The 13,892-nt window shown below is 72.4% G+C and carries 12 protein-coding genes; 5 read left to right on the plus strand and 7 right to left on the minus strand.

Features of this window, described 5'->3' with window-relative positions:
* Window positions 1-71: 71 nt before the first annotated feature.
* Window positions 72-1,061, plus strand: coding sequence for a TonB family protein (locus ACFQS7_RS25280; protein ID WP_380069927.1), 990 nt, complete (start codon window positions 72-74; stop codon window positions 1,059-1,061).
* A gap of 343 nt (window positions 1,062-1,404) precedes the next feature.
* Here the strand turns inward: ACFQS7_RS25280 and ACFQS7_RS25285 are convergent, their stop codons facing one another.
* Entirely contained in the window at window positions 1,405-1,869 is a 465-nt protein-coding gene (locus ACFQS7_RS25285) for a S1/P1 nuclease (protein ID WP_380069928.1), read from the minus strand.
* A 242-nt stretch (window positions 1,870-2,111) separates the two neighbouring features.
* On the opposite strand from ACFQS7_RS25285, the gene ACFQS7_RS25290 reads away from it, so the two are divergent.
* Complete coding sequence (locus ACFQS7_RS25290; RefSeq protein WP_380069929.1) at window positions 2,112-4,397, plus strand: DUF3141 domain-containing protein; 2,286 nt, start codon at window positions 2,112-2,114, stop codon at window positions 4,395-4,397.
* Window positions 4,398-4,473: 76 nt separating this feature from the next.
* Here the strand turns inward: ACFQS7_RS25290 and ACFQS7_RS25295 are convergent, their stop codons facing one another.
* Window positions 4,474-5,283: an enoyl-CoA hydratase-related protein gene (locus tag ACFQS7_RS25295; protein WP_380069930.1), complete on the minus strand. Its 810-nt coding sequence runs from the start codon at window positions 5,281-5,283 to the stop codon at window positions 4,474-4,476.
* A 109-nt stretch (window positions 5,284-5,392) separates the two neighbouring features.
* On the opposite strand from ACFQS7_RS25295, the gene ACFQS7_RS25300 reads away from it, so the two are divergent.
* Together ACFQS7_RS25300 and ACFQS7_RS25305 are read left to right on the plus strand one after the other, a co-directional pair.
* Window positions 5,393-7,090 (plus strand): amidohydrolase family protein, encoded by a 1,698-nt coding sequence (locus tag ACFQS7_RS25300; protein WP_380069931.1) that lies wholly within the window; start codon window positions 5,393-5,395, stop codon window positions 7,088-7,090.
* 7 nt (window positions 7,091-7,097) lie between these two features.
* The gene (locus ACFQS7_RS25305) at window positions 7,098-8,330 is read left to right on the plus strand and encodes an MFS transporter (RefSeq protein WP_380069932.1); all 1,233 of its coding nucleotides are present in this window, start codon (window positions 7,098-7,100) and stop codon (window positions 8,328-8,330) included.
* On the opposite strand, the gene ACFQS7_RS25310 is transcribed toward ACFQS7_RS25305, so the two are convergent.
* The gene (locus tag ACFQS7_RS25310; protein ID WP_380069933.1) at window positions 8,312-8,815 is read right to left on the minus strand and encodes a hypothetical protein; all 504 of its coding nucleotides are present in this window, start codon (window positions 8,813-8,815) and stop codon (window positions 8,312-8,314) included. The two genes, ACFQS7_RS25305 and ACFQS7_RS25310, sit on opposite strands and share 19 nt — an antisense overlap.
* Before the next feature lie 100 nt (window positions 8,816-8,915).
* Between ACFQS7_RS25310 and ACFQS7_RS25315 the strand changes: the two genes are divergently transcribed.
* Window positions 8,916-9,908, plus strand: coding sequence for an NADPH:quinone reductase (locus ACFQS7_RS25315; RefSeq protein ID WP_380069934.1), 993 nt, complete (start codon window positions 8,916-8,918; stop codon window positions 9,906-9,908).
* Here ACFQS7_RS25315 and ACFQS7_RS25320 read toward each other — a convergent pair whose 3' ends face one another.
* From ACFQS7_RS25320 to ACFQS7_RS25335, 4 genes are read right to left on the minus strand one after another with little or no spacing between them, the layout of a single operon-like run.
* Window positions 9,909-10,673 (minus strand): SDR family NAD(P)-dependent oxidoreductase, encoded by a 765-nt coding sequence (locus ACFQS7_RS25320; RefSeq protein WP_380069935.1) that lies wholly within the window; start codon window positions 10,671-10,673, stop codon window positions 9,909-9,911.
* Window positions 10,670-11,629, minus strand: a complete 960-nt coding sequence (locus ACFQS7_RS25325; protein ID WP_380069936.1) for a 3-hydroxyacyl-CoA dehydrogenase family protein — start codon at window positions 11,627-11,629, stop codon at window positions 10,670-10,672. The genes ACFQS7_RS25320 and ACFQS7_RS25325 overlap by 4 nt, the downstream gene beginning before the upstream one ends.
* Entirely contained in the window at window positions 11,629-13,296 is a 1,668-nt protein-coding gene (locus ACFQS7_RS25330) for a thiamine pyrophosphate-binding protein (RefSeq protein ID WP_380069937.1), read from the minus strand. Before ACFQS7_RS25330 ends, ACFQS7_RS25325 begins: the two co-directional genes overlap by 1 nt.
* Window positions 13,296-13,823, minus strand: a complete 528-nt coding sequence (locus tag ACFQS7_RS25335; protein WP_380069938.1) for a carboxymuconolactone decarboxylase family protein — start codon at window positions 13,821-13,823, stop codon at window positions 13,296-13,298. Before ACFQS7_RS25335 ends, ACFQS7_RS25330 begins: the two co-directional genes overlap by 1 nt.
* Between the last annotated feature and the right edge of the window lie 69 nt (window positions 13,824-13,892).

Below are 13,892 nucleotides of genomic sequence, written 5' to 3' on the forward strand. Positions count from 1 at the left end.
CGGCCCCGGCACGGCCCGCGGGAGAGCCGCGCCCGGCCCTGCGATGGCCGCGGCTGGCGGTGGACCCCGCCATGCGTCCGCGGTCGCGCCGGCTGCGCCGCGGCGAGATGCGGCCGGGCCTGCTGGCCTCGCTGCTGCTGCATGGCGGGTTCTTCGCGCTGATCGTGCTGGCGGTGCTGACCCGGCCGCCGCCGCGCGAGCCGGGCTCCACCGACGGCTACCCGATCGAATTCCTGACCGCCGAGACCGCGCCGCCAGCCGGGCCGGAAGCGCTGCGGTCCCAGGTCCCGTCGCTGCCCGAGCTGCAGGAGGTGCCGCCGCCGACGGCCGTGCCGCCGCCGCCCGCGCCGCCATTGCCGCAGCCGGCCGCGCCGCCGCCCTCGCGGCCGGCCGCCGCGCCCCGCCTGGCGGAGGCCGCCGCCCCGCCGCTGCCGGTGCCGCCGCCGCCCGCGCCACGCTATGCCGAGGTGCCGCCGCCCCCCCCGGCGCAATCCGAGGCCCTGCCGCTGCCACCGCCGCCGCCGGCACCGCGCCAGGAGCGGCCGCAGCAGGAGGCGGCGGTGATCGCCCCGCCGCGCCCGGCCCGGCCGGCGCCGCCGCCCTCGGAGCAGCTGCCCGGGCTGTGGCTGCCGGACGCCGCCCGGCTTGCCCCCAGCCCCTCGCAGCGGCCGCAATCCCAGGCGCGGCGGGGCATGGACCTCTCGCTCAACTCGCTCTCGGTGATCGGCCGCAACCAGCCGGAGCCGCAGGTCAGCATCCGCGGCGCCACCGTCGGAGATGACTGGCGCCGCGGCTTCCGCCGCTGGCTCGACGAGAATGTCCGCTACCCCGCCAATGCCGCGGCGGTGGGCGACGAGGGGGTGAACCGCATCCAGCTGCTGGTCGCGCCCGACGGCCGGGTGAAGTCCTGGCGGATCGTGCGGCGCTCGGGGTCGGTGTGGCTGGATGCCGGGCTGGAGGGGCCGTTCCGCAACGCCGTGCTGCCCGCCTTCCCGCCCGGCGCCGATCCGGACGGGGTCGAGGTCAACCTGACGGTGCACTGGAACATCATCCGGCCATAGGCCGGGCCACTGCGACGCCGCCTTGAACCGGGCGTTCAGCGCGGCCGCCAGACGGAGCCCGGCCCGCGGCAGCCGGTTGCCGGCGATGGCCGCATGCTGCGCGGCGCCCTCGTCCGGCAGGGCGATCATGCGGCGGCCGGTCCCGCCCGGCGCCAGCCAGCCGCTGTCCAGCCCGGCGTGGATCCCGTCGCGGCAGCTCCGCCGGATTTCGGCCGGCCGGGTCCAGGCCACGCGCCGTGCTGACCAGCCGGGCCCTGGTGCCCGCCGCATCCGGATCCAGCGCGGCGACCGTGGCGCGCTTCCGGACGGCATGCAGCTTGGTCGCGGCCGGCCGGCCGCACCCTCACCGCCTTGCCGCCCAGGCCCCTCTCATCGCAGGCATGCAGCGGCCGGGGCAGGTCGCCGGCGGAATGCCCACGGATTTCAGCGCTCCCTGCCGCTCGGCCGAGGGCAGGCCGCGGCCGGCCATGCGGGCGGCGAGCCGGGGGAGCGCACCGATCGCGCAGTCGCCATGGCGGCGGTCCACCGCCGGCACCTGGCCGGCGGCGGCGATCTTGGTATCGGCGAAATGCCAGCCCGCGGTGTCGCGCCGGGTGGCGCGGAGCGTGTCCGCCCAGGAGGTCCCCGGCGGCAGGCCGGCCGGGGCGACGAGGCTGCCTACCGCGGCCAGCGCCGCGGCGGTCGGGACGCGTTCGGCGACATGGCCGACGGCTTGGTGCCCCGCGCTGCCCCAGGCGCCGGCGGGCGCGCTGCTGCCGGCGAGGCCGGCGAGCAGGGCAGCCGCTGGCGGGCGGGACCGGGTGGCCATCGGCAGGGCGCTCTCCTATTCTTGAGCAAACTGGAGCCTTGGGCCGGCGGGACCTGCCGGACGGTGCGCCGGCGCACAGGGCGGGAGCCGGCCGCCGCCGGCAGCGTTACCGGCACCGGTCCGGCACCGGCCGTCGCCTCCCGCCGTCCCTGGTCCCGGGCCGGCGGTGCAATTGGCTGGACCTGCATCATGTTGCAGTGCAGCATGGGGATGCGAGAAGGAACGCCTGAACAATGACCGTAATGCCTCCGCCCCCGGCCCGTGAGCTCATGCTGCGCGGGGCCGAGACGATGTCCCGCGTGATGGATCAGGCCCGTGCCCTTGCCGACGTCACCCGCCGGCAGGCCGAAGCCCTGCGCCCGAGCCTGGTGCCGCCGACGCTGCCGCAGGCGCCGGCCAACCCGGCCGCGCTGGCCCAGGATGTCGCCGAATATGCGGTGGATGCCGCCCAGCGCGCCGTCCTGTTCTGGGACACCATGCGCCAGGCCGGCAACACCTTCACCGAGCACGAGGAGGCCGGCTGCCCGCCGGTGCTGTTCTTCGACTACGAGATGGTGGTCGACGGCCGCACCCTGTCGCGGCCCTGCAACTACGCCCTGGTGCGGATCACGGTACCGGCGGACTGCCCGCCGACCGACCCCAAGCTGCGCGCCTTCGTCATCATCGACCCGCGCGCCGGCCACGGCGCCGGCATCGGCGGCTTCAAGTCGGACAGCCAGGTCGGCGTGGCGCTGCGCCGTGGCCACCCCGTCTACTTCGTCATCTTCTTCCGCGACCCGGAGCCGGGCCAGACCATCCTCGACATCACGAGGGCCGAGGGCATCTTCCTCGAGAAGGTGCACGAGGCGCATCCGCAGGCGCCGAAGCCGGTGGTGATCGGCAATTGCCAGGGCGGCTGGGCGGTGATGATGCTCGGCGCCTCGCAGCCCGAGTTGACCGGCGCGCTGGTGCTGAACGGCGCGCCGCTGTCCTACTGGGCGGGCGAGCGCGGGCGGAACCCGATGCGCTACCTGGGCGGCCTGGCCGGTGGCTCCTGGCCAGCGGCGCTGATGGCCGACCTCGGCAACGGCAAGTTCGACGGCGCCGGGCTGGTGCTGAACTTCGAGAGCCTGTCGCCTGCCAATACCTGGTTCAAGAAATACTACAACCTGTTCCAGAAGGCCGACACGGAAGCCGAGCGCTTCCTCGAGTTCGAGCGCTGGTGGGGCGGCTACTTCCTGATGAACCGCGACGAGATCCGCTGGATCGTCGAGAACCTGTTCATCGGCGACCGCTTCGCCCGCGGCGAGATCAGCGCCGGCGGCGGCGCCACCTTCAACATGCGGGCGGTGCGCAGCCCCGTCGTGGTCTTCGCCTCGGCCGGCGACAACATCACCCCGCCCGGCCAGGCGCTGCGCTGGATCGCCGACGTCTACCGCGACGAGCAGGAGATCAAGACGCTCGGCCAGACCATCGTCTACCTGATGCACGACGACATCGGGCATCTCGGCATCTTCGTCTCCGGCGCGGTGGCGCTGAAGGAGCATTCGGAGATCGCCGAGCTGCTGACCATCATCGATAGCGTCGCGCCCGGCCTGTACGAGATGCTGATCACCCGCGAGACCGACAGCAACGCCTGGCAGGTCGAGCTGAAGGAACGCAGCATGGCCGATATCCGCGCCCGCAGCGGGGAGGCGCAGAACGAGGCCTTCCCGGCGGTCGCCAAGATCTCGGCGCTGAACCAGTCGATTTACGACCTCTTCCTCGCCCCCGTGGTGCGGCAGATGGCCACCGAGGAGTCGGCCGAGAAGCGCCGGCAGATGCACCCGCTGCGCCTCCGCCGGACCCTGGTCAGCGACAAGAACCCGATGATGGCGGCCGTCCCGGGCCTGGCCGCCCAGGTCAAGCAGAACCGCCGGCCGGCCAAGCCGGGCAATCCCTTCCTCGCCTGGGAGCAGCTCTGGGCCGAGGGCGTGGAGCGCAGCCTGGACACCTGGCGCGACTGGCGCGACGCCTGGACCGAGATCGCCTTCCACGGCGTCTATGGCGCGCTGGCCGCGGTCGGCGTGGCCGGCGGCGAGACGCCGGAGGAGGCGCCCTCCGCCGCCTCGCTGGCCGATGCGCCGGAGGTCCGCCAGGCGCTGTCGCGCATCGCCGCCGGCGGCTACGCCGAAGCGGTGGTGCGGATGATGATCCTGCTGGCCGCGGCGCGCGGCGGGGTGCGGCGTTCGCGCCTCGCCCGGTCGAACGCGCTGATGCAGAACGAGGCGCCGTTCAGCGAGATGACCGCGAGCGCCCGCCAGGCGCTGATCCGCGAGCAGACGGTGATCGCCAGCATGGCGCCGGCCGAGGCGCTGGCGGCCCTGCCGAAGCTGCTGCCGAAGCTGGCCGACCGCCGTCGGGCCATGGCGACGGTCGAGGACGTCGCCGGGCCGGAGGAGGAGCTGGGCGATGCGGCGCTGGGCATGCTGGGGCAGTTGCGCAGTGCGCTCGGGCTGACCGGCGGGCTGGTGCCGGTGGGCTACGAGATGACGGCCGTGCCGGACTGAGGCACTTCGTCCGGGTCGCGCCCTGTCGGGGGGCCGCAGGTCGGTGCGGCCCCTTTGCGATGTCGGGCGTGGGACGTCAGCGCCCCTTGAAGTCCGGCTTGCGCTTCTCGTTGAAGGCCTTGATGCCCTCGATCCGGTCCTCGGTCGGGATCAGCTGGTAGTAGGCCTCGATCTCGAACAGCATGCCGCTGGCGCGGTCCATCTGCAGGCCCTGGGTGATCGACTTCTTCGCCTGCCGCACGCTCAGCGGCGCGTTGGCGGCGATGGCCTTCGCCGTCTCCAGCACCGCCGGCAGCAGCTCGGCGGCCGGGTAGAGCTTGTTCACCATGCCCCAAGCCAGCGCATCGGCCGCCGAGAAGGGCCGCCCGGTCAGGATCACCTCCTTCGCCCGCCGCTCGCCGATCGTCCGCGGCAGGTTCTGCGTGCCGCCGGCGCCCGGCATGATCCCCAGCGTCACCTCGGTCAGGGCGAAGCGCGCGGTCTCGGCCGCATAGGCGAAGTCGCAGCACAGCGCGAGCTCGAGACCGCCGGCGAAGGCGGCGCCGTTGATGGCGCCGAGCAGCGGCGCTGGGCAGGCCAGCACGGCGCGGGCCATGCGCTCGAACAGGTAGTGCTGGGCGGAGAAATCGGCATCGGTCATGCCGTTCCGCTCCTTCAGGTCGGCCCCGGCGCAGAAGGCGCGTTCGCCGGCGCCGGTCAGCACCACGCAGCGATAGGCGCCGGGGGTGGCTTCCAGCGCCTGGAAGACCGCGATGATCTCGCGGCCCATCTGGCTGGTGAAGGCATTCGCCCGGTCCGGCCGGTTCAGCGTCACCTGCAGGATGTGCTCGGCCGGTTCCTGGACCAGCAGCGTATCGAAGGCGCCATCGAGCGCGGCGAGCTTCATGGTGGGCTTCCTCGGGATTGGGGCGCGGACGCTACCCCCCCATCGCCGGGCTTGGAACCCCATCCGAAAAAGCCTAGCCTGCTACCCAACAGGCAAAGGGAAACGGACCATGGACGACCTGGTGATCCGCGGCGGCACCGTCATCGACGGCAGCGGCGCCCCCGCCCGGCCCGCGGATGTCTCCATCAAGGACGGGGTGATCCGCGCCATCGGCGAGGACCTGCCGCGCGGGACGCGGGAGATCGACGCGACCGGCCGCCTCGTCACCCCAGGCTTCGTCGATATCCACACCCATTACGACGGCCAGGCGGTGTGGGACAGCCATCTCGCTCCCTCGGCCATCCACGGCGTCACCACCGCGGTGATGGGCAATTGCGGCGTCGGCTTCGCGCCCGTCCGCCCGGGCACCGAGGACAAGCTGATCGAGCTGATGGAGGGCGTCGAGGACATCCCCGCCCCCGTCCTCGCCCAGGGCCTCGACTTCAAGTGGGAGAGCTTCGCCGAATACCTGGCGGTACTGGACGCCAAGCCGCGCGACATCGACATCTGCGCCCTGGTCCCGCATGCCGCCGTCCGGGTCTACGTCATGGGCGAGCGGGCGCTGGCGCTGGAATCCGCCAACCAAGGCGACATCGCCGAGATGCGCCGCCTGGTCGCCGAGGCGGTCGAGGCCGGCGCCTTCGGCTTCAGCACCTCCCGCACCATCAGCCACAAGACCCTGAAGGGCGACTTCACCCCGACCCTGCGGGCGCAGGAGGAGGAGCTGTCCGGCATCGCCGACGGGCTGCGCGCCGTCGGCCGCGGCTTCATGGAATTCGTCTCCGACTTCAACCAGCCCGACCCGGCGACCGAATTCGGCCTGATCCGCCGCGTGGTGGAACGTAGCGGCCGGCCGGCGGTCTTCTCCCTGACGCAGCGGCACGACCGCACCGAGGTGTGGAAGGAGCTGCTGGCGCTGTCCAACAAGGCGGCGAGCGAGGGCGTGCGGATCCGCCCGGTCTTCCCGCCGCGGCCGATCGGCATCCTGATGGGGCTGCTCGGCAGCCAGAACCCGTTCAGCGGCGCGCCCAGCTACAAGGCGATCGCCCATCTGCCGGTCGACCAGCGGGTCGCCGCGATGCGCGACCCCGAGACCCGCGCCCGCATCCTGGCCGAGGACCGCTTCGCCGGCAGCAATTTCCCGCTGCTGGGGCGGCTGTCCTTCGACCGCATGTTCCCCTTCGGCGACCCGCCCGACTACACCCCGCCGCAGGAGAGCAGCATCGGCGCCCAGGCCGCCCGCGAAGGCCGCCGCGCGGAGGAGGTCGCCTACGACATGCTGCTGGCCGATGAGGGCCAGAGCTTCATCTTCTGCGCCCTGACCAACTATGCCGACTATACCGTCGATGCCAGTGCGGAGTTGCTGCGTCACCCCAACACCATCGTCGGCCTCTCGGACGGTGGCGCGCATGTCGGCTTCATCTCCGACGGCAGCTTCCCGAGCTTCCTGCTGACCTATTGGGGCAAGCAGCGCGGCCTGCCGGTGGAGGAGCTGATCCGCCGGCAGACCAGCGACACCGCCCGCGCCGCCGGGCTGCACGACCGCGGCCTGCTGAAGCCCGGGCTGCGCGCCGACATCAACGTCATCGACTGGGAGGCGCTGGCGTTGGACCGGCCGGGGATGCGCTACGACCTGCCGGGCGGCGGGCGGCGGCTGATGCAGACGGCGCGCGGCTACGACGCCACCATCGTCGGCGGCGCCGTCACCTACCGGCATGGCGAGGCGACCGGCGCGCTGCCCGGCAAGCTGGTGCGCTGCAGCGCCTGATCCAGGCGTGCTCCGGCTCGACCGTCCGCTGAGGCTGCTGCTGCTGGCGCTCGGCGCCATGTTCGCGCAGCAGACCTTCGCCTCGGTCGGCCGCGGCCTGCCCTCGGTGGTGGCGCCCGAGGTGATCGAGGAACTCGCGCTCGACCCGGCCTGGTACGGCATCTATGTCAGCCTCGCGGCGCTCGCCTCGCTCGGCTTCCAGCTTGGCTGCGGCAGCTTCATCCTGCGCTACGGCGCGCTGCGGCTGAGCCAGGTGGCGCTGGTCATGCTGGCCTTCGGCTTGGCGGCCGGGGCCAGCGGGCTGATCCTGTTCTTCATCCTCTCGGCCATCATCGGCGGCGGCGGCGCGGCGGTCTCCACGCCGGCCAGTTCGCACCTGCTCGGGCGCTATTCGCCGCCGCGCTATGCGCCGCTGGTCTTTTCCTTGAAGCAGACCGCGGTGCCGGCCGGGCTGCTGCTGGCCGGGCTGTTGGGCCCGGCGCTGGCCGGCTGGACCGGCTGGCGGATGACGCTGCTGGTCGCCGGCATCGCCTGCCTGGGCTTCGCCCTGATGCTGGAGCCACTGCGCCACGAATTCGACTCCGACCGGATCCTGTCCCAGCGTTTCCGCATGTCGGATTTCTGGACGACGCTGAAGAGCGTGACCGGCACGCCGGTGCTGCGGACCCTGGCGATGGCCTGCTTCGCCTTCAACGGGCTGCAGACCGTCTTCACCTCCTACTTCATCATCTTCCTGGTGGAACAGGGCCAGGACCTCGCCTCGGCCGGCGGCATCTTCTCGGCGGCGATGCTGGTGGCGGTGCCCGGGCGCATCCTCTGGGGCTGGCTCGGCAGCGTGCTGCTGCCACCGCGCGTGGTGATGGCCGGGCTGGCGCTGGGGATGGCGGCCAGCACGGTGCTGCTGGGCGCCTTCGGGGCGGAGTGGTCGATGCTGCTGGTCGGCCTGACCGCCGCGGCACTCAGCGCGACCGCGATGTCCTGGCACGGGGTGCTGCTGGCCGAGGCGTCCCGGCTGGCGCCGCCGGGAAGGCGCGGGGCGGCGACCGGCGGCGTGCTGTCCTTCGGCCAGGTCGGCGCCTTCCTGCTGCCGCTGGCCTATGCCGCCTGCCTCAGCCTGACCGGCAGCCACGGGCTCGGCTTCGTCGTCTGCGGCCTGCCCGCCCTGCTGGTCGGCCTGGCCCTGCTGCGCGGCGGCGGCCGGCAGCAGGCGGAGCCGACGGCCTATTCGACCGCGACGTAGGGCTGGCGCTTCACCTTGTCCATGTTCAGCCCCTCGATCCGCAGCAGGCGGGTCGCGCCGTCGCGGCGGGGGGAATGCAGCACACCGGGTTCGTACAGGTAGGCATCGCCGGGCTTCAGGACATAATCCTGGGTACGCTTCGCACGGCCGGGCTGGTCGCCCTCGGGCCGGGCCAGGCAGTCGTAGTCGGTCATCACCGTCTCGCCTTCCGCCTGGCCATAGATCGCCCAGGACGGGCCATGGTCGTGCGGGCTACTGGTCTTCGCGCCCTTGTAGGCATGCGCCAGGATGGTGAAGCCGAGATCGGGGTCCTCGTAGAGCACCTTGCGCTCCGGCGTGCCCTCGGGCAGCGCGTCGGCGACGAAGCCGGGATCCTTCAGCGCCGCCTGCACCAGCTCGACCACATGGACGCGGCCGGCTGGGCCGGGCTCGGCGACCAGGGCCTCGCGGCACTGCTTGGCGAATTGCTCGACGGACAGGGACATGCTGGATCCTCCTTTGATGCAAGCAAGCCGCGTGGCGGGCGGGATGTCAAACCCCGGCCGCCTGCCGCAGGATAGCGCGAAGCAAGCGGGAGGGCGAAGCATGCGCGCAGTGTGGTACGAGCGGACCGGCCCGGCGCGGGAGGTACTGCAGTTCGGGGAACGGCCCCTGCCCCTGCCCGCCCCGGGCGAGGTCCGGGTCAGGCTGCTCGCCTCCGGCGTCAACCCGGCGGATACCTACCGGCGCGCCGGGACCTCCTACGCCAACGAATTCCCGCTGATCGTCCCGAACAGCGACGGCGCCGGCTTCGTCGAGGCGCTGGGCGACGGCGCCGACCCGGCGCTGCTCGGCCGCCGCGTCTGGCTCTACAACGCGCAGCGCTTCCGGCCCTTCGGCACCGCGGCGGAGTTCACCTGCGTGCCGGCCGATTGCGTGCACGACCTGCCGGAGGACGTGCCCTTCGAGGTCGGCGCCTGCCTCGGCATTCCGGCGATGACGGCGCATCGCTGCCTCTGCGCCGACGGGCCGGTGGCGGGGCTGCGGGTGCTGGTCTCGGGCGGCGGCGGCGCGGTGGGCAATTACGCGGTGCAGTTGGCGCGCTGGGGCGGCGCGGCGCAGGTGCTGGCGACGGCGAGCGGCGGCTGGAAGACCGCGGATGCCCAGGCGGCCGGCGCCGAACAGGTGTTCGACTACCGCGCGCCGGACTGCGCCGAGCGCATCCTGGCGGCGACCGGCGGCGCCGGCGTCGACCGCATCGTCGAGGTCGACGTCGCCGGCAACCTCGCGCTGTGGTCCAGCGTGATCGCGCTGAACGGCAGCGTCATCGGCTATGCCAGCCGCGGCGGGCCGACGCCGCCGATCCCGGTGTCCGGCACGCTGATGCGGAAGAACGTCAACCTGCGCGGCGTGGTGCTGAACAGCGCCCCGGCCGCGGCACGCCGGCAGGCGATGGAGGACATCACGACCTGGCTGCGGGCAGGCACCCGGCTGCACCGCGTGGCGGCGACCTTCCCGCTGGCCGGGACGGCCGCCGCGCATGAGGCCGTGGAAGCCGGCACCAAGCGCGGTACCGTCGTGGTGCTGCCGCAGGGCTGATCAGCCCAGCGTCAGCCCGCCATCCACCGTGACCGTCTGCCCGGTCACCATCGCGGCACCTGCCAGCAGGAACAGCATCACCTCCGCCAGGTCGTCGGTCGTGCAGCGGCGCTTGAGCAGCGCCTTGTCGATCGAGCCGCTGCGCTGCTCGTTCGACCATTCGATCATCCAGGAACTGTCCACCGCGCCCGGCGCCACGGCATTCACCCGCACCTCGGGCGCCAGGGCACGCGCCAGGTTCTTGGTCAGGCTGACCACGCCCGCCTTGGTCGCGCCATAGGCCATGGAGGACCCGACCGAGCCGAGCCCGGCGATCGAGGCGGTGTTCACCACCGCGCCCTTGGCCGCCCGCAGCGCCGGCGCCGCCGCCTTGGTGCAGCGGAAGACGCCGACGAGGTTCACCTGCAGCAGCGTGTCCCACAGCTCGTCCGTGATGCGGTCCAGCTCCTTCGGCGCGATGCTGGTCCGGCTGCCCGGCGTGCCGGCATTGTTCGCCAGGAAGTCCAGCCGGCCGAGATCGGCCACCGCCTGCTCCACCATCCGCACGCCATCCGCGGCGTCGCCGACATTGCCGGGGGCGGAGATCACGTCGAGCCCCTCGGCCCGCAGCTTCTCCACCTGTTCCGGCCCGCGCGCGTCCTCGGCCAGGTGGTTGATCGCCACCCTGGCGCCGTTGCGCGCCAGCTGCGTCACCAGCGCCAGGCCGATGCCGGAGGCACCGCCCGTGACCAGCGCCGTCCTGCCCGTGAGTTCGTAGCGGATCATTCGCTGCGCTCCAGCCCTGCCATGGTGCCGATCTCCCGCATCGCCTGCTTCAACTGGATCAGCCGGCGGTCGCGTGCCTCGAACAGCGCGGCCGGGTCGCCGGGCCAGTCGTAGTAGCCGGCGCCGGCCAGCACGCCGGTGCGGCCTTCCTCGATCAGCGCATCAAGCACCGGGCTGCCGCCCTTCGGCACCGGCGGCGTGTAGCTCTTGTTCCGTGCCACCGCCTGCATCAGCGGCAGTCCGGTGAAATCCGCCTTGGCATAGAAGCCGAGGATCGGCAGCCGCAGCGCCAAGCCATGGATGATCGCCGCGTCGATCTCGGGCGCCGTGGCGACGCCTTCGTCGAGCAGGTTCTGCACCTCGAGCCCGATCGCCGCCTGGATGCGGTTGGCGACATAGCCGGGGACGAATTTCTTCAGCCCCAGCGGCTGCTTGCCCATGGTCTTCAGCATGGCGAAGACGCTGTCGAAGGCCGCCTTCTCGCACTGCGGCCCGGGGATCATGTCCACCAGGTCCACCAGGTAGGGCGGCGTGTACCAATGCGCGATCAGCGCCTTGGCCTGCCGCGCTTCCGGGATCAGCGGGAAGACATCCAGGTGGCTGGTATTGCTGGCGATGATGGCGTCCGCCGGGGCGCAGGCGTCGAGCCGTGCATAAAGCGCGCGCTTGGCCTCCGGCACCTCGATGATCGCCTCGACGATCAGCTCGGCGCCGTCCACCGCTTCTTCCAGGCTCTCATGCCGCGTCACCGCCTGGGCAAGGTGGCCCGAGGTCCAGTCCTTCGGCGCCTCGCCGCCCTCGACCAGGGTGGCCAGCGCCGTCTCCATCAAGCCTTGCGCCTTGGCCAGGGTTGCCGGGTTGCTGTCGGTCAGCCGCACCCGGTGGCCGCCGAGCGCGAAGACCAGCGCCAGCGCATGCCCCATGGTGCCGGCGCCGATGACCGCTACGCGTGCCATTACGTGTTCTCCTTCGGTGTCCATGGTTCGGGTGCCCGGCAGTCGATGTCGGTGACGACATCCACCACGCAGGTCTCGTCGCAGGCCATCGCCTCCGCCAGCGCGCCCGCCAGGTCCTGCGGCCGCTCGACGCGGATGCCCTTCAGGCCGAACTGCCGCGCCACGGCGGCGAAGTCGGTCGGGCCGAAGCGCAGCACCTGCTCGGCTGCCACCGGCCGGTTGCCGGCCTGCTTCAGGTAGTTCGGCCAGCCTTGACCGAAGCCCGAATTGTTGTTCACCACCAGCGTCACCGCGATGCCGCGCCGCTTCGCGGTCTCCAGTTCCGGCAGGTGGTAGTAGAGCGCACCGTCGCCCGACCAGCAGACCACCTTGCGCTCCGCCGCTGCGCATTTCGCGCCGAGCGAGGCCGGGAAGGCCCAGCCGAGCGAGCCCGCCGCGCGAAGATAGGTCTGGGTCGGTTCCAGCTCGACCAGCGTGCCGGTCCAGATGCCGGAATAGCCGGTATCGGCAACCAGGATGCCGTCCGCCGGCAGGGCGCGGGAGATCTCGGCGCAGAGCCGCGCCGGGTCGATGGCGACCGCGTCGCTCGCCAGCCGCGGCGCGATCCCGGTGCGCCAGGCCGCCATGATGCCCTGCGCCTCGGTCAGGAACCCGCCATCCCGCGCCGGCCGGCCGATCTCCGCGACCAGCGCCGCCACCGCCGCCCGCGGGTCGCCCAGCAACGCGACCTCGGTCGCGTAGCTGCGCTCGAATTCCAGCGGGTCGGCGTCGATCTGCACCACCCGCGTGCCGGGCTTCGGCACCCGCCAGGTATGCGTCACCTGATCGCCGGTATCGCAGCCGATGAACAGCACGAGATCGGCCGCATACACCACCTGGTTGGCCGGCGGCGCCGAGTAATTGCCGACCACGCCGACATGCAGCGGGTGGCGCGTGGACACCATCCCACGCGCGCCGAGCGAGGTGGCGACCGGCGCCCGCAGCGCCTCCGCCAGCGCCAGCACCCCTGGCCCGCAGCCGGACAGCGCCGCGCCGTCGCCGGCGACGATGACCACGCGCTGCGAGGACAGCAGCGCCGACGCGGCCGCCTGCACCGCCGCGGGGTCCGCTGCCGGCCGATGCCGCGGCGCGGTCCAGGCGCCGAGCGCGGCCGGCGGCTCCGGCGTCTCGCTGGTCTCGACGAACTCGCCCATCAGCCCGTTCAGGTCGAGATGCACCGGCCGCGGCGGCGCGGCGACGGCCGCCGCCCAGGCCTGGCGGAACTGCCGCGGCAGGTCGGCCGCCTCATGCACCTGCGCCGCATGCTTGGTGACCGGCGCGAAGAGTGGTGCATGCGCCAATTCCTGGTAGGCATTGCGGTGCTGATGGCCGATCGGCTTGTGCCCGGTCAGCGCCAGCACCGGGCTGCGCCCGAGATACGCATCCTGCAACCCGGCCGCGAGGTTGGCCGTGCCGACCGACTGCGCCGCCACCACGCCGGGCCGGCCGGAGACGCGGCCATAGGCATCGGCCATATAGACCGCCGCCTTCTCGGTATGCGCCAGGACCGGCTGCACGCCGACCCGTTCCAGCTCCAGCAGGGTGCGCCGCAGCACCGCATCGACGAAGAAGAAATGCGTCTGGCCCGAGGCCTTGAGGCTGCGCGCCAGCCATTCGAAGCCCTGCATCACAGCGGGTCCGCGCCATTGATCTCCAGCGCTTCCAGAACGCGGGAGACGCAATTGTAGCCGGCGATGGTGACGACCAGCTCCACCACCTCGCGCGGCGGCAGCGCGGCCTTGACCTGGGCGAAGATCTCCTCCGGCACATGCACGTGGCGCGTCATGGCGTCGCACAATGCCAGCGCCGCCGTCTCCGTCGCATCGAACAGCGCGCCCTGCTGCGACCAGTCCGGCAGCGCATCCAGCTGCGCCTGGGTGGCACCTTCCTGCAGCGCGATCGGTGCATGCGCCGCCCATTCGTACTGCGCGCCGTTGATCGCGGCGACCTGACACATCGCCAGCTCGCGCAGCTTGCCCGACAGTTCGGTCTTCCAGCGCACCGCGTCGTACATCTCGATCCAGCCGCGGGCGACGGCTGGGCTGTTCAGCAGCATCCGGTGCAGGTGGCCCAGCTTCCTGCGGCTGGCGACGATATGGGCCGCAGCCTCGCGGTTCTCGGGCGCCTCGGGGTCGGCATAGGGGATGCGGGCCATGGCGATGCTTCCTCCGCTTGTCGTTTTCGCGTTGGCGGGGATACTGCCCCGACAAGCGACAGGAGGAAA

The sequence above is a fragment of the Dankookia sp. GCM10030260 genome, assembly GCF_042666655.1.
Classification (GTDB): Bacteria; Pseudomonadota; Alphaproteobacteria; order Acetobacterales; family Acetobacteraceae; genus Paracraurococcus.

Bases quoted from the DNA above. Each gene is read 5' to 3' on its own strand.
- ACFQS7_RS25280 (WP_380069927.1), top strand. From the start codon at position 72: ATGCGTCCGCGGTCGCGCCGGCTGCGCCGCGGCGAGATGCGGCCGGGC.
- ACFQS7_RS25285 (WP_380069928.1), bottom strand. From the start codon at position 1,869: ATGGCCACCCGGTCCCGCCCGCCAGCGGCTGCCCTGCTCGCCGGCCTC.
- ACFQS7_RS25290 (WP_380069929.1), top strand. From the start codon at position 2,112: ATGCCTCCGCCCCCGGCCCGTGAGCTCATGCTGCGCGGGGCCGAGACG.
- ACFQS7_RS25295 (WP_380069930.1), bottom strand. From the start codon at position 5,283: ATGAAGCTCGCCGCGCTCGATGGCGCCTTCGATACGCTGCTGGTCCAG.
- ACFQS7_RS25300 (WP_380069931.1), top strand. From the start codon at position 5,393: ATGGACGACCTGGTGATCCGCGGCGGCACCGTCATCGACGGCAGCGGC.
- ACFQS7_RS25310 (WP_380069933.1), bottom strand. From the start codon at position 8,815: ATGTCCCTGTCCGTCGAGCAATTCGCCAAGCAGTGCCGCGAGGCCCTG.
- ACFQS7_RS25315 (WP_380069934.1), top strand. From the start codon at position 8,916: ATGCGCGCAGTGTGGTACGAGCGGACCGGCCCGGCGCGGGAGGTACTG.
- ACFQS7_RS25320 (WP_380069935.1), bottom strand. From the start codon at position 10,673: ATGATCCGCTACGAACTCACGGGCAGGACGGCGCTGGTCACGGGCGGT.
- ACFQS7_RS25325 (WP_380069936.1), bottom strand. From the start codon at position 11,629: ATGGCACGCGTAGCGGTCATCGGCGCCGGCACCATGGGGCATGCGCTG.
- ACFQS7_RS25330 (WP_380069937.1), bottom strand. From the start codon at position 13,296: ATGCAGGGCTTCGAATGGCTGGCGCGCAGCCTCAAGGCCTCGGGCCAG.
- ACFQS7_RS25335 (WP_380069938.1), bottom strand. From the start codon at position 13,823: ATGGCCCGCATCCCCTATGCCGACCCCGAGGCGCCCGAGAACCGCGAG.